The following is a 20,725-nucleotide window of genomic DNA, read 5'->3' as shown; positions in this document are numbered from 1 at the left end:
GGGCGGGGTCCGGTCACCGGCCCGCCCCTCGGCCTCACACGTGCACCGGATCCTCCGCCACCGTGCCGCGTGCCTCCGCCAGTGCCAGGCCGGCCACCGAGCCCAGCATCAGCAGCGTGCCCGCGAGGGTGGCCGGAGTGAGCCGCTCGCCGAGCAGCGCGACCGCCAGGACCGCAGCGCCGACCGGTTCCAGGAGCATGATCACGGACACGGTGGCCGACCGGACCGCGGCCGCACCCGCGAAGTAGAGGCCGTAGGCGAGGGCTGTGGGGATGGTGGCGAGGTAGGCCAGCAGCCCTACGGTCAGGGCCGGATGAGCCGTGTGCGGGACGATCCCCGCGGCCAGGGCGAACGGCAGCAGACACAGGCTGGTGACCGCGAACGCCCCCACCGACGTGCTGGATGCGTCGACCTCGCCGTCCCTGCCCCACCAGCGTGTGAACAAGGTCAGCACGCTGTACCCGGCCGCGGACAGCAGGGCGAACAGCACGCCCGACAGGCGTACGGTGGCTCCGCCGCCGCCGAGGACGAGGACTCCCAGCCCCGCCAGGGCCCCGGCGACGGCTGTCAGGCCACCGCACCCCAGCCGCTCCCCCAGCGCCGACCGGGCGCCGAGCGCGATGAGCACGGGACCGGTGCCGAGCGTGACGACGGTGGCGACGGCGAGGCCGGTGGCGGACACGGCCGCGAAGTAGGCGGTCTGGAAAACGGCCAGCCCGACGCCGGAGACACCGGCCCGAAGCGCCCTGCGACGGAGCGGTTCGCGTAGGGCGGCCCGTCCGCGCGGACGCAGCAGGCGGGCGGCGAGCAGCAGGACGAGGCCGGCCGCGCAGCGCCAGAAGGAGAGAGCGACACAGCCCATGTCGCTGGCCCGGTAGACCAGAGAGGCGGCCGCGCCCGCGGTGCCCCAGGCGGCACCGGCGACGATCAGATAGCACAGGCCTCGCCCGACGGGCAGGCCGAATGCAGCATTCGAGGACACGAAGGTCTCCGCAGAAGTTTCGGAAGGGGCCCGGCATCGGCCGGGCCGTGGACTTCTTCTGCGGGCAGCACCGTTGCGCCCGGCACCGGGCCGGGCGTTGGCTCCGGAGGGCCCGCCTCAGGCGGCCGGAGGCGGAAGAACGAGTGCGTTCGAATGCATGATCAGCACCCTAGGCGGTGCTTTCGCGGGACGACAACTGCCTTTCCGGGCCGCCGCTCGCCACCGGGTCCGGGGATCCCTTGGCGGGTGCCGAGGACTGGGCGATGAACGCGCCCACCAGGACGACCGCGCCGCCGACGATCTGCGGCGCCGACAGGTGCTCGCCCAGCAGCACCCAGGCCAGGACCGTCGCGACGACCGCTTCGAGGCAGGCCACGACACCGGCGACCTGCGGGGAGAGCCGGCGCACCGACAGCACACCGGTGACGTACGCCAGGACGGTGGCGATCAGGACGATCCAGGCCAGCAGGAGGAAGGCGGCGATGGGGGTGCCGTCCATGTGCGCGGTGCCCGCCAGCACGGACCAGTCCATGGTCCAAGGGCGAGCCACGGCTGTCAGGACGACGGCGCCGATCAGCAGGCCGTAGGCGATGACACCGAGGGGGTCGGGTGCGTCGTCGCCGGCGTCGCTGCCCTGGTCGGACAGGACGAAGTAGCCGACCTGGCAGCAGGCGGCGCCGAGTGCGAGCAGCAGGCCGACGGCGTCGAAGCTCAGCCCCGACCAGACCTCGACCACACAGGCGAGGCCGCCGGCCGCGAGGACCACACCGAGCGCGGCGGCACGGGTCACCGGCCGCCGCTGCACGAACCGCACCCAGCCCAGTACCAGGGCGGGCGCGAGGTACTCGACGAGCAGCGCGACCCCGACGGGTATGCGGGAGATCGCGGCGAAGTAGCAGGCCTGCACACCGGCCACGGCCAGCAGTCCGAACCCGGCGAGCAGCGCCGGGCGGCGGCGCGGCAGCGACCGGTGGCGCACGGCGATCGGCAGCATCACCAGGGCGGCGCCCGCGACGCGCAGCCACACCACATGGAGCGGGTCGAGTCCCGCCTCGATCAGGGGTTTCGCGGCCACCCCGGATCCTCCGAAGGCGACCGCGGACCCAAGGGCGAGACCGAGTCCGGCACTCCTGCCGCGGCCGCCCCGGCTGCTCTCAGACGTATGCACGGGCCCATGATGACAGGCGACGACATGAGCGTCACCCCTGATGACACCTGTCTCAGCGGCTGGACCGCCTGGACCGCTCCGGCCGGTTCTCGATGCGTGTCAGCACGGCGCCGGTTTCGAGACCGGCCCGTTCGAGGACCTCGACGGCCCGCGCCTGCGGGTCGAGGAGGATCGCCGCGAGAAGGTCGATGCCGCGGGCCGGTTCGGCGCCGCGGGCGGCGCACTCGCAGGCGTACCCCATGGCGCCCGCGGCCAGCGGCGAGAAGCCCTCGGCCTCCGTGACCACGGGTACGGCGCCGGAGTCCTCGACGGAGCCCTGCCAGCGCAGGCCGTAACCGATGCTTCGCTGCACCAGGTAGCCGAGCAGTCGCGCGATCTCGGGCCCGTCGTCGAAGACGGCTCGCACCTCGGGGTCGTACTCCAGGAGCGAATGCAGCAGATGGGCCGTGTCGATCTGCCGGTCCCCGTCGCGTACCGCCCGGCGGCGGGCACCGGAGACCACCGCCGCCAGTTCGGCACTGAGCCTGGCATCGTTGTCCGCGCGGGGGCCGACGGCCTGCTCGCCGACCGACTGCCGGGGGATACGGGGTTGCACACCCCCTACCCCATCAACCTCCGCACCTCCGGTCATCCCCGGGGGGAAGCATCTTCGCGTCCCACGGAGAGTGGACTCGAAGCGTCGGAATCTCCTCCTTGCGGATGAGATCTGGCCGTTCTGCCCACAGGGGCGCGCGCCGCCTTGCCGTGCGCCTGGCGTGCAACCACAGCGCCCCGTCGCACGTCCAGAAAGTCCGTGGAGTGCGGGTGCTGGCTGGTGTCGCTGCCGGCCGTCGACGGCAAGCAGTACGTGTACCGGGTGGACGCCCCGGAGGACGCGCTGCCCGCCGACCTGTTCTGGGACGCCTGGCACTGCCACGACGAGAGCGCCTTGCCGCGCGCCTGGGATCTCTTCGACGCCGCGGTGATCCGCCGGGTCGGCTGACGGTGCGGGGGCGCACCGGGAAACGCCCACATTTTCTGACGGTTCATCAGTATTGAATGTTCCAGGCCCTGCGGCTACGTTCCGCGACACCACAGCCCGAGACGAAGAGGTGGTCGCATGCCCGAAATCAATGCGGAGGCACGGATCGAGGCGCCGGCCGAGAAGGTGTGGGCACAGCTGATGGACTGGCCCGCGTACGGCGAGTGGAACGCCACCCACACCAGCTTTCCGCAGGGCGGCCCGGCGGTGCTCGAAGTGGGCGGGACCTTCCAGGAGAACATGAAGCTGATGGGCTTCCCGGCCGAGGTCGAGTGGACCATCTCGGAACTGGAACCGGCCCGGGTCTTCGCCATCAAGGGCAAGGGTCCGATGGCCGTGAACGTGGCCACGCGCTACACACTGACCCCCGAGGGCGAGGCCACGAAGGTCCGTATCGACGGCGAGTTCACGGGCGCCGCGGTCACGTTGATGGCGGGCAGGCTGAAGGACTCGGGGACCGCCGCGCTGAACGAGTCGCTGCGCAAGCTGGCCGGGCTGGTGTCCTGACCGCCGGAGACGGGAAGGCGCCCCGCGGACCGCTCCGCGGGGCGCCTTCGTCGCCGTAAGAACTGTCAGTCCTCGTCGGCGAGGATCAGGTACAGCTTCTTGCGGGCTTCATTGATGACCGTCAGCGCCTTCTCGCGCTGCTCCTTGCTGCCGGTCTTCCAGACCTGGCCGAAGGCCTCCATCAGACCGAAGCCGGCCTGGCGGATCTCACCGAGCGCCTCGAAGTCGATGCCGCGGGAGGCTTCCTCCCAGGGCGCGTCCGGGCCCTCGTCTGCCGCGCTGCGGCCGGACTCGGTGAGCGAGAAGAGCTTCTTGCCGCCCTCGCTCGCGCTGGCGATCAGCCCCTCGTCCTCCAGCAGCTGGAGGGTGGGGTACACCGAACCGGGGCTGGGCTTCCACGCCCCGCCACTGCGCTCGGCGATCTCCTGGATCATCTCGTAACCGTGCATGGGCCGGTCCTTCAGCAGGGCCAGAATCGATGCCCGTACGTCACCTCGCCGTGCCCTGCCCCTCGGTCCGCCGCGCCCTCGCGGCCCCCAGGGGCCCGGGCCGAAGCCGGGTCCGCCGAAGCCGAAGCCGCCCGGACCGCCGCCGGGCCCACCCGGCCCGAAGGGGCCGAAGGCGCCGCGCCGGCCCTCGAAACCGCCCCGCCCGCGAGGGCCGGGTCCACCGTGTCCACGTTCGAATCCGTGGGAACGCATCGCCATCACTCCATTCCATCGTTGATCTGTCGCGATGCTTCAACGATATATCGGAATACTTCGCATGGCAACACCCGGCCGAACACCTCGGCGGAGGCGAATCTCGGTTGATCCCCGGACCCCGCCGCATGAAGACTGGCTGTCATGACCATGCACGACGACCAGGTGGACGTGACCCCCGACATCGTGGCGACCTTGGTGCGGGAACAGTTCCCGCAGTGGAGCGGCGAGGCGGTGCGGCCCCTGTCCTCGACCGGCACGGTCAACGCCATCTTCCGGATCGGGAACGACCTCTCCGCGCGTTTCCCCCTGCGTGCGGCAGATGCCGCCGAGACCCTGGCCGTTCTGGACCAGGAAGCCCGTGCGAGCGCGGAGCTGGCACGCGTGTCCCGGTTCCCCGTCCCGCGACCCGTCGCCCTGGGAGAGCCCGGGGCGGGTTACCCCATGCCCTGGTCGGTTCAGACGTGGCTGCCGGGAACGGTCGCCTCCGATGCCGACCCGAGTGGCTCGGACGCTTTTGCCGAGGACCTCGCGGCCTTCATCGCGGTCCTGCGGGAGGCCGACACGCAGGGCCGGCTCTTCAGCGGCGACAACCGCGGCGGCGTTCTCACCCACCACGACGACTGGATGGCGAAGTGCTTCGAGGAGAGTGAGGGGCTGCTCGACGTACCCCGGCTGCGCCGGCTGTGGAGCCACTTCCGGCAGTTGCCACGTACGGGTGCGGACGTGATGAGCCACGGAGACCTGATTCCCGGCAACGTACTGGTCGCGGGAGACCGGCTCGGCGGCGTCCTCGACACCGGCGGCTTCGGCCCGGCCGACCCCGCGCTGGATCTCGTCAGCGCCTGGCACCTGTTGCAGCCGGGCCCGCGGGAAGTGCTCCGGCGGAGACTGGCCTGTGACGATCTGGAGTGGGAGCGCGGCAAGGCATGGGCGTTCGAACAGGCGATGGGTCTCGTCTGGTACTACGCCGAGAGCAATCCGACGATGAGCACGATGGGGCGCCGGACCCTCGACCGCATTCTGGAGTCGATGGAGTGAGGACGCCCCGCTCGTGGGCTCGGCCCCCGGACCAGGTCCGGGCCCGTGCGGGACCGTGCGGCGCTCAGTGGCCGCGGAACGCCTCCTCCAGCCACCAGGAGCCGTGCTCGCGGGTCACCTTGGCGTCGATGAGCAGGGGTGCCGAGCGCGGCCCGGCGACCCAGTCCCGCACCGCCTTGAGGTCGGCAGGCGTGCGGACGGTGACCGCCTCGAAGCCGTAGCCGCGGGCCACGGCGGCGATGTCCGTCTCCGGGAAGGTGACCGCGGCGAGCGGGAAGCCGTCGGGGCCGAAGTGGTGCACCTCCGCTCCGTAGGCCTCGTCGTTGTAGACGACGACCACCATCGGCAGGCCGAGCCGGCGCACGGTGTCGAGTTCCACGGCGCCCATCAGTGCGCCGCCGTCGCCGAGGGCGGCCACCGGGAGCCGTCCCGGTTGGGCGAGAGCCGCGCCGATGGTGGTCGCGAGGCCCAGGCCGATCGACTGGAAGGCCTGGGTGAAGCAGAAGCCGTGGTGGTCCGGCACCGAGAGATATGCGCTCGGGTAGCCCATGAAGTTGCCGGAGTCGACGCCGACGACCCGCTCGGCGGGGAGGATGTCGTCGAGCGCGATGCTCAGCGTGCGCGGGTCGATCCGCTCGCGGGTGCCCTCGTCCTCGTACGGCACGTCCCGCCACCTGACCCGCGCGGCCAGGGCCTCGGTGACGTCGGGCATGCGGTAGCCGTCGCGGCTCCCGCCGCCGGCCTCCAGTGCCCGCCGCGCGGTGCGTTCCACGTCGCCGGTGACGCCCAGGGCGATCTCTCTGTGCGCGCCGAGCGCCTCCGGGTCGTCGTCGACCTGGACGACGGTCGCGTCCGGGCCGATCAGACTGCCGTGCCGCATGGTCCACATGTTCAGTGCGCAGCCCCAGCCGACGATCAGGTCGGCGCCCCGGATCAGCTCGACCGCGAGGGGTGAGGCGAAGCCGCCCGAGACATCGAGCGAGTAGGGGCTCGTGTGGAACAGACCGCGGGCCACCGCCGAGGTGGCCAGCAGAGCACCGCACCGGTCGGCCAGGGCGAGGAGCGCGTCACGGCTGCCGGTGGTGCGCGCGCCCCGGCCGGCGACGAACACCGGCCGCCGAGCCCCTTCCAGGGCCCGCACCAGCTCCGCCACAGCCGCCTCGGACGGTTCGACCGGTTCTCGTACGGGCATGGGGTGGGCGTCCAGGAGGGCCGCGTCGGGCACGTCGAGGGACTGCACCTCCAGCGGCAGGTTCAGCAGGACCGTGCGCCGCTCGTGCCGGGCCCGCTGGAGGGCCGCGCGGGCCTGTTCGACGGCGTCGTGCGCGGTCGTCACGCGGGCGGTGACGGCTCCGACGGAGTGCGCCAACAGGGCTTGGTCGATACGGAAGTTGGAGCGCTGTGCGGTCGCCTCGGCGGCCAGCACGAGCAGCGGGGTACGGCTCTTGGCGGCCTCGGTGATGCCGGTCAGGGCGTTGGTCAGGCCGGGGCCCTGGTGGACACTCAGGGCGGTCACCGCCCCGCTGGTGCGGGCGTACGCGTCGGCCATGGTCGCCGCGCCGCCCTCGTGCCGTGCGGCGACGAACCGCGCGCCCGCCGCCACCATGGCGTTGGTCAGATGGAAGTTGCCCGAGCCGACCACGCCGAAGACCTGGTCGATCCCCGATGCGACCAGCGCCCGCCCGACGGCTTCGGCGACCTTCACGACCGCTCCACCAGGGCGAGTACGCGTGCCGGGGATCCGGAGCCCGAGACGATGGGCAGCGGTCCCGCGATGACGACGGCGCCGGTCGGGGGCAGGGAGCCGAGGTTCTGCAGCTGGGTCAGCCCGTACTTGTCGGCGCCCAGGAAGTAGGAGTGGCAGGGGAAGGCCGGCTCGAAGGAGTGCGCCCGTCCCGCGTCCGTGCCGACCGTCTCCGTGCCGAGGCCGAGCACCGGGGTCTCCTCGGCCACCCAGCGGGCGCACTCCGCGGAGAGGCCGGGGGTGTGCGGGCCGTTCTCGTCGGCGTTGAGGAATGCCTCCTGCGACTGCGAGCGGGCGTCCCAGCCGGTGCGCAGCAGCAGCCAACCCCCTTCGGGCAAGGGCCCGTTGTCGGCTTCCCAGGCCTTGATGTGGTCCACCTCGACCAGGAAGTCGGGGTCCTTGGCGGCGTGGTCGGAGAAGTCGAGGACGACCGCGGGGGCGATCAGCCGGCCCGCCGGTACCGAGGCGACATCGGCGAGGTCCTTGCCGGTGACCCAGTGCACGGGGGCGTCGAAGTGGGTGCCGGTGTGCTCACCGCTGCGGAAGTTGTTCCAGTACCAGGCCGGTCCCCGGTCGTCGTACCGGCTGATCTCCTCCAGCTCGAAGACCTGGGTCTGGCCGAACTGGGGCGGCAGCTGGATCACCGGTGTGGTCGACGACAGCGGCGACGTGAGGTCGACGACGTCGATCGATCCCCCCTGCAGCCCGGCGAGCAGGGCGGCGAGCACGGACGGCTGTGGCATGACGGCCTCCTGGGCAAGGGCTGGACGGTCAACGACAGGGTGTCAGCCGAGGGCCGCTCCGCTGAGGCACATGACCCGGAAATCGGTCCACGATCCCCGGATTGGCCTTGGTGGCAGGTGCCACCCCGCCCTAGCGTCGAAGCCATGCGAATCCGAATCGTCGACGCCTTCACCGACCGCCCCTTCGCCGGCAACCCCGCCGGCGTCCTGCTTCTCGACGACTTCCCCGACGACGACCGGCTCCAGAAGATCGCCCTGGAGGTCAACCACGCCGAGACCGCGTTCGCGCACCGGCTGTCCGAGGGCGGGGACGCCGACTGGGCGCTGCGCTGGTTCACGCCCGCGACCGAGGTCACCATGTGCGGGCACGCCACGCTGGCCACGGCCCATGTCCTGCACACGACCGGCGCCCACGAGGGCACGGTGCGCTTCGCCACCCGCAGCGGCGTTCTCATCGCCACGCCCGAGGAGGACGGCTCGATCACCCTGGACTTCCCGACCGCGCCGCTCACACCGGTCGAGGTCCCGGACGGTGTCGCCGAAGCGCTGGGCGCCGAGCCGCGCGCCGCCTTCGACACCGGTCCGAACGTCGGCGACCTGCTCCTCGAACTCGCCGACGAGAAGACGGTCCACGCCCTCACCCCGGACCACAAGGCGCTCGGCGCCTACTCCGAGCGCGGCATCATCGCCACCGCCCGCGCCGAGGACCCGGCACGTGGCTACGACTTCGTCTCCCGCTGCTTCTTCCCGAACGCCGGCATCGACGAGGACCCGGTCACCGGAAGCGCCCACACGGCTCTCGCGCCCTTCTGGTCCGAGCGGCTCGGCCGCACCGACCTCACCGGCCTGCAGGCCTCGCCCCGCTCGGGCCGTGTGCGCATGCAGCTGCGCGGCGACCGCACGCTGCTCGGCGGGCGCGCGATCACGGTCATCGAGGGCGAGCTGCTCGCCTAGCGGGCCGGGCTGCCGGCGCTCACGCCGTCGGCAGCCAGCCCACCTTCCCGGCCAGCAGCGCGTACCCCACGAACGCCCCGATGTCGAGCAGGGAATGCGCCACCACCAGGGGGCCCACCCGCCCCCAGCGCCGGTACAGGTACACGAACACCACGCCCATCACCATGTTGCCGACGAAGCCGCCGATGCCCTGGTAGAGGTGGTACGAGCCGCGCAGTACGGAACTGGCCACCAGGGCGGTCCCGGGTGTCCAGCCCAACTGTCCGAGCCGGCGCAGCAGATAGCCGACGACGATGACCTCTTCGAGGATCGCGTTCTGCATCGCCGAGAGGACCAGCACGGGGTACTTCCACCACACGTCGGGCAGCGCCTCCGGCACCACCGTGAGGTTGAAGCCGAGCCCGCGTGCGGCCAGGTAGAAGGCGATTCCGGTGCTGCCGATCACCGCCGCGATCCCGGCGCCGCGGCCGAGGTCGGGCCACGGGCGGGTGCGGTCGAAGCCGATGGTGCGCAGGCTCCGGCCCTCACGCAGCAGGAGGTGCGCAACGAGCGCGACGGGCACCAGGGCCGTGGCGATCCCGAACAGCTGCCAGGCCAGATCCAGCCAGGGGCGGCCCGGCGCGGCCGAGGCATTGAGGGTGGCCGCCTGCTCCTTGAGCCCTCCTGGTTTCGTGACCGATCCGACAAAGCTGATCAGGGCGGACACACCACTCGCACCGAGCGAAAGCCCCAGAACGAGCAGTGTCTCGTCACGGAGAATCCGTCGCGAGGGCCGTTCCGGCGGAAAGGAATCGGCCACCGGGTCCGCCTCTTCCTGCACACCTGCCTCCAGTTCAGTAATCCAGCCTCATCCCCACCGCAGCCCCGCTAGGGTCTCGAAAGAACTTGCGAGGATCGTGCGCCAGGCCGTCAGGGGGGACGGACGCCGTACGGGGCGTATCTCCCTTTTGCCTGCCATACGGCCGCGGTCCGGCACGAGGTTCAACAGGGAGGGGCACCACCGTCATGGGACGTCACAGCTTGCCCGATCAGTATGGGGCGGGCGGCAGCGACCCCCGTCCACGGGCGCGGCGCCGCACGGTGGCGATGGCCACGGTGCTCGTCCTCGCCGTCGCCGGCGGCACGGCGGGCGCGGTCAAGAGCGGCCTGCTGTCGTTCGGCTCCTCCTGCCAGGACGACCCGGTGCGCCTGAAGCTCACCGCCTCGCCCGACATCGCCCCTGCCCTCACGGCCGCGGCCAAGCAGGCCCGGCGCAGCGACATCACCTCCGACGGACGCTGTGTCGCCGTCGCGGTGACCGCGCGCGACTCGTACAAGGTCGCGGACGCGCTCGCCGCGGGCAAGAAGCCCGACGCGCAGCTGTGGGTGCCGGACTCCCAGCTGTGGATCGACCGGATCACGGCGGACAACGGCCCCATCGACGTGACTCCGGTGGGCGCGGTCGCCTCGACACCGATCGGTGTGGCCATGGTGCCCCCGGCCGCCACGTCGCTGGGCTGGCCGAAGCGGACGTACAGCTGGGTCGGCCTGGTCGGCGCCGCCCTGCGGGACAAGTCGCTCAGGCTGGGCGCGGCCGATCCCGCGCGCAGCGCCACCGGGCTGCTCGCGCTCACACAGCTCAGCACGGCCGCCGCCGGGATCAAGGGCGGCGACACCCAGGCGGCGGCCATGATGAAGACGCTGTCGCAGCGCACCTCGGACAGCGACAGCCAGGTCGTCGACACCCTGCCCCGCGACTCCTCGGGCACCGAGCTGGGCAACCCGAAGCGGAACCAGGCGCTGGTGCTGTCCGAGCAGGCGGCGTACGCGTACAACTCCTCGGCCGGCAGCGGCGGCAGTGTGGACATGTTCTACCCGAAGGACGGCTCGCCGCGGCTCGACTACCCGTTCGCGACGGTCGACGAGCTGACGACAGACGAGAGCCGGGCCGCGCTGCGGTTCGTCAGCTACCTGCGGCAGCCGGCGCAGCTGCGGCTGTTGCAGAAGTACGGCTTCCGCACCTCCGACGAGGAGGCGCCCGAGACGGTGGTCGCCGAGGCCGGCGGCAGCAGCCCCCAGCCGTACACCGAGCCCACACCCCAGCCGGCCTCGGACGCGGCGCTCGAGGAGACTCTCGGCACCTGGACGATCACCGTGCAGAGCGCCCGGCTCACCACGGTCGTGGACGCCTCCTCGTCCATGGCGCAGCCGGTGCCGGGGACCGGGCAGTCGCGGATGGACGTCACCAAGGGCTCCCTGCTCCAGGCCCTCGCCACCTTCACGTCCGAGGACGAGATCGGCCTGTGGGAGTTCTCCACGAAGCTGGACGGCGCCAAGGACTACCGCGTCCTGGTGCCGACCGAGCGCCTGGGCGACCAGAAGGGCAGCGGAACCCAGCGCGACCGCCTCTCGGCGGCCTTCAACGCCCTCGAGCCGGTTCCGCACGGGGCGACCGGGCTCTACGACACCACGCTCGCCGCCTACAAGGCGGCGACCTCGTCCTACGCGAAGGGAAAGTTCAACGCGCTGGTCGTCCTGACCGACGGCGTCAACCAGGACCCCGGCAGCATCTCCCGCTCCGCACTCGTCACCCGGCTGCAGAAACTCACCGACCCCGCCCGCCCCGTACCGCTCATCATGATCGCCGTGGGCCCCGACGCCGACCGCCAGGAGGCCGAAGAGATAGCCGAGGCGACGGGCGGCTCGGGCCAGTCGGTCAGCAATCCTTCACAGATCCAGTCGGTGATGCTGAAGGCGATCGTGGCAGCGGGTTCACGGGGTGACGACTAGGGGGCAGCGGCCCGCGGCGGCTAGCCCAGCGGGACAGGCTCCGGCAGTCCCACCGGCCAGGTGTGCACCGGCTCCCCCGCTCGCATCAGCTCGCTGTACCGGCGAGTCGTGGCCGCCAGCGCGGCATCCCGCGACAGTCCGGTCTCCAGTGCCCGATGGAAGGTGGCCGCCTGCCAGGTCGCACCGTTCACGCGGCGCCGGCAGCGCTCGTCGATGACGCCCAAGTAGAGGTCCCGGTCGGCGGGTTCGACGCCCCACGCGTCCAGCCCCGCCTCGGCGAGCGGCAGCAGCTCGTCGCGTACCAGGCTCACCGCGTCGACCTGCGCGGTGCCGCTGTACCGGCCCCGCCGCGGCCACTCCAGGCGGGCGTCGATGCCGTGCTTGCAGGCGGCGTCGAAGTTCGCGGCGGCCGCCTCGAAGGGCAGCCGGGTCCACACGGGTCGCGACTCCTCTGCGAGGGCGCGCACGAGGCCGTAGTAGAAGGCGGCGTTGGCGATGACGTCGGTGACGGTGGGCCCGGCGGGCAGGACGCGGTTCTCGACGCGCAGGTGCGGAACGCCGTCGGCGATGCCGTAGACCGGGCGGTTCCAGCGGTACACCGTGCCGTTGTGCAGGACGAGTTCGGCCAGCGTGGGGACGCCGCCTTCGTCGAGGACCCGCAGCGGGTCCTCCTCGTCCGAGATCGGCAGCAGGGCCGGGAAGAACCGCACGTTCTCCTCGAACAGGTCGTACGCCGAGGAGATCCAGCGCTCCCCGAACCAGGTGCGCGGGCGCACGCCCTGCGCCTGCAGCTCCGGCGGCCGGGTGTCGGTGGACTGCTGGAACAGCGGGGGCCTGGACTCGCGCCACAGCTCGCGGCCGAACAGGAAGGGGGAGTTGGCGCCCACGGCGATCTGCGCGGCGGCGACGGCCTGCGCGGCGTTCCAGACGTCGGCGAAGCGGCCCGGGGTGACCTGGAGGTGCAGCTGCACTGAGGTGCAGGCGGCCTCCGGGGCTATGGACTTCGAGGTGCAGGTGAGGCGCTCCACGCCGTCGATGTCGAGGACGAAGTCCTCGCCGCGGGCGGCCACGATCTGCTCGTTGAGCAGGGCGTAGCGGTCGACGTCGGAGAGGTTGGAGGAGACCAGGTCGTCGCGGTCGAGGGTCGGCAGAATGCCGATCATCACGATTCCCGCGTCGAGTTCCCCCGCTTTTCGGTGGGCATATGCCAGCGAGGTCGTGAGTTCCTCGCCGAGCCGGTCGAATACCCGCCCACCCAATCGATGTGGGGCTATGTTGACTTCCAGATTGAACATGGCGAGTTCTGTTTGGAAATCACGGCTTGCGATCCGCTCGAGCACCTGCGCATTGAGCATTTTCGGCATGCCGTCGCTCCCGGCAAGATTCAGTTCGATCTCCAACCCCATGAGGTTCTTCGGGCGATCGAACCGCTTCTCGTCCAGGAGCCGCTCCAGTCCCGTCAGACACCTGCGGAGCTTGTCGCGGTAGTGCTGCCGATCGGACAGGTCGAACCGGCCTGCCACGACCTTCTCCCCCATCGAAGCGTCCCTCCTCGCGTGGGCGACTCGAAGATCGGCCGCCCGGTGTCGGGGTCACGTGGGATGATGCCCAGCCTCGGCGATCGATAACGTCCCCGCGCCCGGGCGTCGCCCGCTACTCTCATGAGCATGCCCAGTGGCACATTCACCGGGCATGGGGCACAGCGCAGTTTCGGGCCGACGACGAACTCGTGAAAAACGCCGACGAGAATTGGCCGACCGCTCCCCGACTATGTGCCGAGGTCACCGGCTTAAGGTGGCAGCGGAATCGGGATGATTCCTGCGTATCGCCGACCGGATACGCCCTTGTCGAGTGCACCGGAAACGGCTAGACGAAACACGGTCTGAACACATGTCGTATAAACTCCGCGAACAAGACAGAGGGTCGGCGCCCGCGGTCACGGAACCTGCCGTCGAGGTGACGTGCGGCAGGCCTCAGCCACACTCCTCGTTCCCAGGCCCCGGCCCCCGCCCCTCTGGCCCCGTGAGCAGACAGCGCCGTCCGCCCCCGCCCTCGCGCCACCGTGCCTGTCGAATGAGAGGCGACCCACCATGCCGCTGCATGTCCCCCCGGCTCCCGCGCCCGCCCTTCGCACCGTCCTGACCGCGCTCGGTTCCCCCACCGCGGTCCGCGAGGCCCGAACTCCCTCCTTGCTGCGCTCCCAGGGCCCCGCCACCCCCGAACTCCCGCTGCCCGTCCACGTACTGGACCAACTCAGCCCCGCGGGTGTGTCCGCCACCCGGCTGGCCGGGTGGCGCTTCCTGATCCGCTGCGGCGAGCGCTCGGTGGCGGCCGCCGACACCATGCTGACCCCTGACGGATGGGCCTTCTCGCACTTCTTCGAAGGCCCCTACATCGCCTCCACCGAGCGCGCCCTGCGTCAGGCGGAGACGATGAGCCATCCCTACCAGCCGCGCCTCCTCTCGGTACCCAGCCTGTACATGCTCACACTGTGGCTGCACGGCGACTGCACCGCGGACGGCGCCACGGGCCACCCCGCCGCCACGGACCTCCTCGTCCCGCTGGCGCCGGCGCCGCCCGGCATCGCCGCGCACCGCCCGCTCCGCGTCGCCGAACTGCTCCCGGTGCTGACCCATCGGGCGACTCCGGTCCCGCTGCTGGGCTCGCCCGCCTGACCACCAGCGCCCCTCGCCAGGCACCTTTTCGTACCCCGTTCCGGAATTCCGGGACGGGGTACGTCGCTTTTCCGCCCGCCAATTCGCTCGTACGAGCAGCTAATTGCTCGTACGAGCCGAAAATGGGGTCTGACCTGGAAGGACTAGCCCCATCCGGCCACCTGGAACCACCCGAAGTGACAGTGCAGTTGCATTGAACCGTCCGCGCCCGGGATGCGTCCTCAACCTGTGAGAAGCGGTGCTGCGAAATCCCTGCGGATTGACGCCCGTGGGGCAACACTGGGACTGGACCCACTTGATTACTACGGGGGGCGGCCGTGAACGGAGCTTCAAGCCGCGGGACAGACAAGACAGCCATCACACACATCACGACAGAGCGAAAGATCCCATCAATGTGCCAGCACCAGCCACCGTGTCCGACAGCCCACTCCGCCGACCGGGAATCCGCCCGACTCGTGGCGCACCACCCGGAGCAGGGGTGGAGCCTGCTGTGCAACGGCGTTCTGCTTTTCGAGGACACCGGTGAGCTCCTGCCCGACGGCCAGATCATCGCGCCGCACCGCCCGCTGGGCGCCGGCCAGGTGATGACGGCCGCCTGAGCGGCACCGGGCGGCGCGCCGCACCACCCGGAGACTTGAGGGGCCGGTCGCCAGGACACCCTGCGAACCGGCCCCGACGCATGTGCGGAGGCGATCACTGCGCGTAGTCGCATGTGCCGGTCACGTCGACGGAGGTGGGGAATGGGCCGCGGACGAGGCAGGGGCCGAGGCACCGTCCGGGCCCCGCGGCAAGGTCACGATCACGGAGATCGCCCGGCGGGCCGGGGCCTCGGTGCCGACCGTGTCCCGGGTCGTCAACGGCCGCTCGGACGTCTCGCCGCAGACCCGTGCCCGGGTCGAGAACCTGCTGCTGCGCTACGGCCACCGCAGGCGCGCCGCCGCCTCCCTGACCGGCGCAGCCCTGCTCGACCTGGTCTTCCATGACCTCGACAGCCCGTGGGCGGTGGAGATCATCCGGGACGTCGAGGAGGCCGCGCACGCCTGCGGGGTCGGCACCGTGGTGTCGGCGATCCACGGCCGCTTGGGCGACGCCCGCAAGTGGATGCGCAATCTGCGGGCCCGCGCCTCCGACGGCGTCATCCTCGTCACCTCGGCGCTGGAACCGGTCCTGCACGAGGAGTTGCGCGCCTTCGGCGTCCCGCTGGTGGTCGTCGACCCGGCGGGCTCCCCCGCCCTCGGGGTTCCCACCATCGGCGCCGCCAACTGGTCGGGCGGCACGGCGGCCACCGGGCACCTGCTGTCCCTGGGCCACCGCAGGATCGGCCTCATCGCCGGCCCGCCCAGGCTGCTGTGCTCAAGAGCCCGCTTCGACGGCCACCGCGCCGCCCTGGAGGGCGCGGGGCCCTCGGTCGACGAAAGCCTCGTCGTCCCCGGCGACTTCCACCCCGAGTCCGGCTTCACGGGCTGCGACACCCTCCTCGACCTGCCCGAACCGCCGACGGCGGTGTTCGCGGCCGGCGACCAGATGACACTCGGCGCGATCGAGGCACTGCGCCGGCGCGGCCTCAGGGTGCCGCAGGACATGAGCCTGGTCGGCTTCGACGACCTTCCGGAGGTGCGCTGGTCGGCCCCGCCGCTGACGACGGTGCGCCGGCCCCTGGCCGAGATGGGCAAGCCGGCCGTCGGCACGGTGCTGCGCCTGGCCCGCGGCGATCAGCCCGGCTCACCACGGGTGGAGCTGGGCACGGAGCTCGTGGTGCGGTCGAGCACGGCACCCCCGGCGCCCTGAGCCGGGGGTGCCGGACCCCGGCGGTGCTCCCCACTGCACCGCCGGGGCGTTCTCTACTTGCCGCCCAGCGCCGCCCTGATCGCGAAGTAGGCGGGCTTGGGCCGCAGTTGCTCGTCCCACGGGAGCGCAGCACCTTCACCGGGGAAGAACGCCGGGATCCACGAGTACTTGTCGGTGTAGTCCCACACCGTGATGCCCACGCACCGCCGCACCGCGAGACATGCCTCGGTCAGGTCCCGGTACCACTGGGCCTGCTGCGCCAGCTTCTCGTCCGTCGCCGGCAGGATCATCCGTACGTCGACCTCGGTGAGCGCGGTGTCGAGGCCGAGCCGCGAGAAGCGGCGCAGGTTGTCCTCCAGGGTCGTCGGATAGCCGTACTGGAGGGCCAGATGGGCCTGGAGTCCGATGCCGTCGAGCGGAACCTTCCGGGCCTTGAGGTCCTTCGCCAGCCGGTAGTAGGCGTCGCTCTTCGGGCCGACCGCCTCGATGTTGTAGTCGTTGAGGTAGAGCTTGGCGTGCGGATCGGCCTGGTGGGCCCAGCGCAGCGCGTCGGCGATGTAGCCGGGGCCGAGCGTCTTGTACCAGAGGGTCTCGCGATAGGTGCCGTCCTCGTTGAAGGCCTCGTTGACGACGTCCCAGGAGTAGACCTTGCCGCGGTAGTGCCGTACCTCGGTCTGGATGTGCTTCTTCAGTACGGCCCTGAGCTCGTCCGCGGACCACGAGCGGCCGGTGAGCCAGTCGGGCAGCTGGCTGTGCCAGACCAGGGTGTGGGCACGGACCCGCTGGTGGTTCTCGCGGGCCAGGTTGACGATCTGGTCGCCGTTCGTCCAGTCGAAGACGCCTTGCTCGGGCTCGGTGGCGTACCACTTCATGCCGTTGCCGGGCGTGATCATGTCGAACTCGCTGCCGAGCAGGGCCGTATAGGCGGTGTCGGTGAGTTCGGGGTTGTCGGTGGCACTGCCGAAGTAGCGGCCGTGGCGCTGGGCCAGTTCCGCGAGCGTCGGCTGCTTCGGGCTCGCCTGCGCCGCGGGGCCGGTGGCGATTCCGGCGGCGACCAGGACGGCGGCGAGGCCGCCGGCGAGTCTGAGACGGGTGGTCTTGCGCATGGTGCGACTCCTCACGGTGTGGGGTGCGGGGCCGTACGGACGCCGGTGCGCCTCATCCCTTGGTGGCACCGGCGGTGAGGCCGCCGACGAGCTGCCGCTCGGCGACCGAGTAGAAGGCGAGGGCGGGAACCATCGCGAGGACGAGATAGGCGAAGACGCGCGCGTACTCCGCCGAGTACTGGCCCTGGAACTGCTGGACGCCGATCGGCAGGGTCCACCATGTGTTGTCGGTGAACACCAGCAGTGGCAGGAGGAAGTTGTTCCAGCTGGTGACCACGGCGAGCACCGAGGCCGTGCCCAGCGCGGGCCGTGCCATGGGCAGGAGTACCCGCCAGAAGAACCCGAACGGGCTGCAGCCGTCGAGGGTGGCCGCCTCCTCCAGCTCACCGGGGATCTGCCGGAAGAACCCGCGCAGGATGATGATCGTCACCGGCAGTCCGTATGCGGCCTGCGGGAGGATCACGCCCAGCGGGTTGTCGAGCAGGCCGAGGTAGCGCAGCAGCAGGAACAGCGGCAGCGCGGCCACCGCGAAGGGGAACATCAGCCCCATCGTGAAGAAGGTGAACAGCAACTCCCGCCCGCGGAAGGCGAACCGGGCGAAGGAGAAGGCCGCGAGCGCGGACACGGTGACCATGAGCACGGTCGTCGCCACGGCGATCAGGGTGCTGTTGCCCAGCAGCCTCCAGAAGCTGCCGGAGCCGAGGATGTCGGTGTAGTTGCCGGTCAGCCAGTGCTCGGGCAGCCCGAAGGGGTTGCGGGAGAGTTCGGCCGTCGACTTGAAGCCGGACATGACGGCGTACAGCAGAGGTACGACCATCAACGCGCCGACGGCGACCAGGACGACGTGCAGCGGCAGTTGGCGCAGGGTCTTCATCTGCCGTCTCCCCTCATGTTCGTGGTGGCCCCTTCGAGGTCGCGGCGGAGCACGAACCGCTGGTAGGCGAGGGCAAAGACGAGGCAGATGCCGAACATGACCACGCTGATCGCGCTGGCGTAGCCGACCTGGTAGCGCTTGAAGCCGTACTGGAACATGGTCACGGCCATCGTCTCGGAGTGGTGGTCGGGGCCGCCCTGGGTGACCACCCACACCAGGTCGAAGAGCTGGACACCCCAGATGACGGACAGGAAGACGCTGATGCGCAGGGTGGGCGCGAGCAGCGGCAGGGTGACATTGCGGAACCGCTGCCAGGGCCCGGCGCCGTCGATCAGCGCCGCCTCGGTCAACTCGGCCGGGATGGACTGGAGTCCGGCCAGGTAGAGCATCATGTGGAAGCCGAAGTACTTCCACGTCATGACCAGGAACAGGGTCGCCATGACATAGGACGGATCGGCGAACCACTCCCCGCCGAGCCCGTCGAGGCCGACGGCGCCCAGGACGTGGTCGGCGAGTCCGTCGCCCGGGGCGAAGATCATGCTGAACAGGACGCCGGTGATGGCTTCGGACAGGACGTACGGCGCGAAGAACAGCATCCGGTACACGGCCCGGCCGCGCAGCCGCTGGTTGAGCGCCACGGCCATGGCGAGCGCGAACGGCAGCTGCAGCGTGAGCGACAGCGCCATCAGGACCAGGCAGCGCCACAGGTCGCCCAGGAAGACGGGGTCCTGGAAGAGGCGGGTGAAGTTGTCCGTGCCCACGTAGTCGGAGGGCATACCGAACCCGCCCCAGCGGAAGAAGGCGGCGTACAGCGCGAACAGCATCGGCAGCAGGACGAGGCCGATGAACAGCACCAGGGCGGGCACCTGGAAGCCGACCGCGGTGAGCCAGTTCAGCAGGCGCCGCCGGGCCCGCCCCCGCGCGAAGTCCGCGGCGGGAGGCGGGAGTTCGAGGCCCGGGCCGCTCCGCTTGTCCGGAAGGAACGTGGAGGACGTGGAGGTCATCGGCGGCTACTGCTCTTCCTTCGCGGTCTTCGTGACCGACTCCGCGACCTGCTCGGGGGACTTGGAGCCGGCGATGAGCGCGGCGACGCTGTCGTTGATCTCCTGCCCGACGGCTGGTGCGTACGCCTGGTCGAGGTAGAGCTGGAAGCCGGTGGAGGCCTTCAGCTGGGCTTCTACGGCCTTGAGGTTGGGGTCGCTGAGTGCGCTCTCTGCACCCGGGACCACGGGAATGGCCCCGGTCTTCTTGACGAGTTCCCGGTCAGTGGTCTCGGAGGCGAAGAACTTCAGGAAGTCGACGGCCGCCTGCGGGGCACCCTTGCGCAGCGCATGCCCGCCGCCTCCGCCGAACACCTCGGTAAGGGCGCCCTTTCCGCCCTCGACCGCCGGGAACGGGAAGAAGCCGAGGTTCGCGCCGAGGCCCTTGCCCTGGTCCGCCTCCACCTGCGGGGCCCACTGCCCCATGAGCTCCATGGCCGCCTTGCCGTTGCCGACGGTCGCGGCCTGTCCGCTGGGTGTGGAGTAGGCGGCGCCGAGGAATCCCTTCTGGAACGGCTGGAGTTGGACGAGGTCCTTGAGGTGCTGTCCGGCCTCGACGAATCCAGCGCCGGTGAAGTCCTTGTCGTCGCTGGCCTTCTGGAGGGCGTCGAGGCCTGCGGTGCGCATGGAGAGGTAGGCCCAGTAGTACATGCCGGGCCACTTCTCCTTGCCGGCGAGGGCGAGCGGTGTGATGTTCCTGGCCTTCAGCTTGCGCACGGCGTCGAGGAAGCCGCTCCAGGTGGTCGGGGGCGCGGCGATGCCGGCCTGCTTGAACAGGGCCTTGTTGTACCAGAAGCCGATCATGCCGATGTCGAACGGAATGGCGTACGTCTTGTCGTCGAAGATGTACGCCTTCGTCGAGGCCGGCAGCAGTTGGCCCGCCCACGGCTTGGTCCGGTCGGTGAGGTCCTCGACCATCCCCGCGTCGATCTGCTGCTTGAGGACGCCGCCGCCCCAGGTGTGGAAGATGTCGGGGAGCTTGCCGGAGGCGGTCAGCGCCGTCATCTTCGCCTTGTAGGCGTCGTTCTCGAGCTGGACGATCTTCAGCTTCACCTTGGGGTTCTGAGCCTCGAACTTCTTGGCCAGACCGGCCCATACGGTTTTCGCGGGCTCGGTGGTGGAGATGTTCCACCACTCGACGGTGGTCGTCCCGTCCGACGACCCTCCGTCCGAGTCTCCGCCGCATCCGCTCAGTGCCGTCATGCCCAGACCGGCCGCGGCGGAGGCCGCCAGGAAGCCGCGGCGGGACAGTGCCCGGTCGCCCATAGTGCGCTCCTTGGGTAGGGACGGCGCGTCCACGACCGTCCGCTGGGACCGAAAGTTTCGGAGATGATCCAGAAAGCTGCGTTGTTGCCGCACCCTAGAGACAGCTCCCAAAGGGTGGCAACCCCTTGTACGCGGTGAATCTGCGGGCAACGTCCATGGCGTGGCGGGGCATCGATCTCCCCTCATGCGCCCGGCACCCGAAAATGTGCGAAACATTCGGCGAACTCAGCGATCCTTACGAAGCAACCGGGATCGCTCAGCGCACAGGGCACACCGATCACGCATTCATGTGATCCATGTCATAGAGGGAAGCGTAGGTGAGCACACCAGCCTCGAACCCAGAACC

Annotated in this window: 20 protein-coding genes; 8 read left to right on the top strand and 12 right to left on the bottom strand. The window is 70.7% G+C overall.

Features of this window, described 5'->3' with window-relative positions:
* Positions 1 to 34 precede the first annotated feature (34 nt).
* The 3 genes from ACWC1K_RS27450 to ACWC1K_RS27440 form a co-directional block, all read right to left on the bottom strand.
* Entirely contained in the window at positions 35 to 982 is a 948-nt protein-coding gene (locus ACWC1K_RS27450) for a DMT family transporter (RefSeq protein WP_450835103.1), read from the bottom strand.
* Between the two features lie 169 nt (positions 983 to 1,151).
* Positions 1,152 to 2,150 carry an EamA family transporter gene (locus ACWC1K_RS27445; protein WP_450835102.1) on the bottom strand — a complete coding sequence of 333 codons (999 nt, stop codon included), beginning with the start codon at positions 2,148 to 2,150 and terminating at the stop codon, positions 1,152 to 1,154.
* Positions 2,151 to 2,202: 52 nt separating this feature from the next.
* Positions 2,203 to 2,745: a Clp protease N-terminal domain-containing protein gene (locus ACWC1K_RS27440; protein ID WP_450835100.1), complete on the bottom strand. Its 543-nt coding sequence runs from the start codon at positions 2,743 to 2,745 to the stop codon at positions 2,203 to 2,205.
* Positions 2,746 to 2,964: 219 nt separating this feature from the next.
* Between ACWC1K_RS27440 and ACWC1K_RS27435 the strand changes: the two genes are divergently transcribed.
* Positions 2,965 to 3,132 carry a hypothetical protein gene (locus tag ACWC1K_RS27435; protein WP_398952215.1) on the top strand — a complete coding sequence of 56 codons (168 nt, stop codon included), beginning with the start codon at positions 2,965 to 2,967 and terminating at the stop codon, positions 3,130 to 3,132.
* Positions 3,133 to 3,249: 117 nt separating this feature from the next.
* Positions 3,250 to 3,678, top strand: a complete 429-nt coding sequence (locus ACWC1K_RS27430; RefSeq protein ID WP_450835097.1) for a type II toxin-antitoxin system Rv0910 family toxin — start codon at positions 3,250 to 3,252, stop codon at positions 3,676 to 3,678.
* 65 nt (positions 3,679 to 3,743) lie between these two features.
* Here the strand turns inward: ACWC1K_RS27430 and ACWC1K_RS27425 are convergent, their stop codons facing one another.
* The gene (locus ACWC1K_RS27425; protein WP_450835095.1) at positions 3,744 to 4,379 is read right to left on the bottom strand and encodes a PadR family transcriptional regulator; all 636 of its coding nucleotides are present in this window, start codon (positions 4,377 to 4,379) and stop codon (positions 3,744 to 3,746) included.
* 144 nt (positions 4,380 to 4,523) lie between these two features.
* Here ACWC1K_RS27425 and ACWC1K_RS27420 point away from each other — a divergent pair, with 144 nt between their 5' ends.
* Positions 4,524 to 5,420 (top strand): aminoglycoside phosphotransferase family protein, encoded by an 897-nt coding sequence (locus tag ACWC1K_RS27420; RefSeq protein WP_450835093.1) that lies wholly within the window; start codon positions 4,524 to 4,526, stop codon positions 5,418 to 5,420.
* A 64-nt stretch (positions 5,421 to 5,484) separates the two neighbouring features.
* On the opposite strand, the gene ACWC1K_RS27415 is transcribed toward ACWC1K_RS27420, so the two are convergent.
* Both ACWC1K_RS27415 and ACWC1K_RS27410 read right to left on the bottom strand, forming a co-directional pair.
* Positions 5,485 to 7,125 (bottom strand): thiamine pyrophosphate-binding protein, encoded by a 1,641-nt coding sequence (locus ACWC1K_RS27415; RefSeq protein WP_450835091.1) that lies wholly within the window; start codon positions 7,123 to 7,125, stop codon positions 5,485 to 5,487.
* Positions 7,122 to 7,907 (bottom strand): cyclase family protein, encoded by a 786-nt coding sequence (locus ACWC1K_RS27410; RefSeq protein ID WP_450835089.1) that lies wholly within the window; start codon positions 7,905 to 7,907, stop codon positions 7,122 to 7,124. Before ACWC1K_RS27410 ends, ACWC1K_RS27415 begins: the two co-directional genes overlap by 4 nt.
* A gap of 144 nt (positions 7,908 to 8,051) precedes the next feature.
* On the opposite strand from ACWC1K_RS27410, the gene ACWC1K_RS27405 reads away from it, so the two are divergent.
* Positions 8,052 to 8,861, top strand: a complete 810-nt coding sequence (locus tag ACWC1K_RS27405) for a PhzF family phenazine biosynthesis protein (protein WP_450835087.1) — start codon at positions 8,052 to 8,054, stop codon at positions 8,859 to 8,861.
* Positions 8,862 to 8,880: 19 nt separating this feature from the next.
* Here ACWC1K_RS27405 and ACWC1K_RS27400 read toward each other — a convergent pair whose 3' ends face one another.
* On the bottom strand, positions 8,881 to 9,681 hold the full coding sequence (locus ACWC1K_RS27400; RefSeq protein ID WP_450835085.1) for a CPBP family intramembrane glutamic endopeptidase: 801 nt from the start codon (positions 9,679 to 9,681) through the stop codon (positions 8,881 to 8,883).
* 185 nt (positions 9,682 to 9,866) lie between these two features.
* On the opposite strand from ACWC1K_RS27400, the gene ACWC1K_RS27395 reads away from it, so the two are divergent.
* Positions 9,867 to 11,630 carry a substrate-binding and VWA domain-containing protein gene (locus ACWC1K_RS27395; RefSeq protein ID WP_450835083.1) on the top strand — a complete coding sequence of 588 codons (1,764 nt, stop codon included), beginning with the start codon at positions 9,867 to 9,869 and terminating at the stop codon, positions 11,628 to 11,630.
* Positions 11,631 to 11,650: 20 nt separating this feature from the next.
* Here ACWC1K_RS27395 and ACWC1K_RS27390 read toward each other — a convergent pair whose 3' ends face one another.
* The gene (locus ACWC1K_RS27390) at positions 11,651 to 13,168 is read right to left on the bottom strand and encodes a glutamate-cysteine ligase family protein (RefSeq protein WP_450835081.1); all 1,518 of its coding nucleotides are present in this window, start codon (positions 13,166 to 13,168) and stop codon (positions 11,651 to 11,653) included.
* A gap of 552 nt (positions 13,169 to 13,720) precedes the next feature.
* Here ACWC1K_RS27390 and ACWC1K_RS27385 point away from each other — a divergent pair.
* From ACWC1K_RS27385 to ACWC1K_RS27375, 3 genes are all read left to right on the top strand, one after another.
* The gene (locus ACWC1K_RS27385; RefSeq protein ID WP_450835079.1) at positions 13,721 to 14,305 is read left to right on the top strand and encodes a hypothetical protein; all 585 of its coding nucleotides are present in this window, start codon (positions 13,721 to 13,723) and stop codon (positions 14,303 to 14,305) included.
* 392 nt (positions 14,306 to 14,697) lie between these two features.
* Entirely contained in the window at positions 14,698 to 14,904 is a 207-nt protein-coding gene (locus tag ACWC1K_RS27380; RefSeq protein WP_115913979.1) for a DUF5999 family protein, read from the top strand.
* 199 nt (positions 14,905 to 15,103) lie between these two features.
* The gene (locus tag ACWC1K_RS27375) at positions 15,104 to 16,093 is read left to right on the top strand and encodes a LacI family DNA-binding transcriptional regulator (RefSeq protein ID WP_450835380.1); all 990 of its coding nucleotides are present in this window, start codon (positions 15,104 to 15,106) and stop codon (positions 16,091 to 16,093) included.
* Between the two features lie 53 nt (positions 16,094 to 16,146).
* On the opposite strand, the gene ACWC1K_RS27370 is transcribed toward ACWC1K_RS27375, so the two are convergent.
* Genes ACWC1K_RS27370 through ACWC1K_RS27355 form a run of 4 tightly spaced genes read right to left on the bottom strand, consistent with a single transcriptional unit; the run spans position 16,147 to position 20,379 of the window.
* Entirely contained in the window at positions 16,147 to 17,199 is a 1,053-nt protein-coding gene (locus ACWC1K_RS27370) for an endo-1,4-beta-xylanase (RefSeq protein WP_450835077.1), read from the bottom strand.
* A 52-nt stretch (positions 17,200 to 17,251) separates the two neighbouring features.
* The gene (locus ACWC1K_RS27365) at positions 17,252 to 18,073 is read right to left on the bottom strand and encodes a carbohydrate ABC transporter permease (RefSeq protein WP_450835075.1); all 822 of its coding nucleotides are present in this window, start codon (positions 18,071 to 18,073) and stop codon (positions 17,252 to 17,254) included.
* Complete coding sequence (locus ACWC1K_RS27360) at positions 18,070 to 19,077, bottom strand: carbohydrate ABC transporter permease (protein WP_450835073.1); 1,008 nt, start codon at positions 19,075 to 19,077, stop codon at positions 18,070 to 18,072. Before ACWC1K_RS27360 ends, ACWC1K_RS27365 begins: the two co-directional genes overlap by 4 nt.
* A gap of 6 nt (positions 19,078 to 19,083) precedes the next feature.
* A complete protein-coding gene (locus tag ACWC1K_RS27355) occupies positions 19,084 to 20,379 on the bottom strand; it encodes an extracellular solute-binding protein (protein WP_450835072.1) in 1,296 nt (431 codons plus the stop codon).
* Between the last annotated feature and the right edge of the window lie 346 nt (positions 20,380 to 20,725).

Source organism: Streptomyces sp. NPDC001492, from assembly GCF_053597275.1.
The sequence above is the reverse complement of the archived record's forward strand: the minus strand, read 5'-3'. Positions and strand labels throughout refer to the sequence as shown.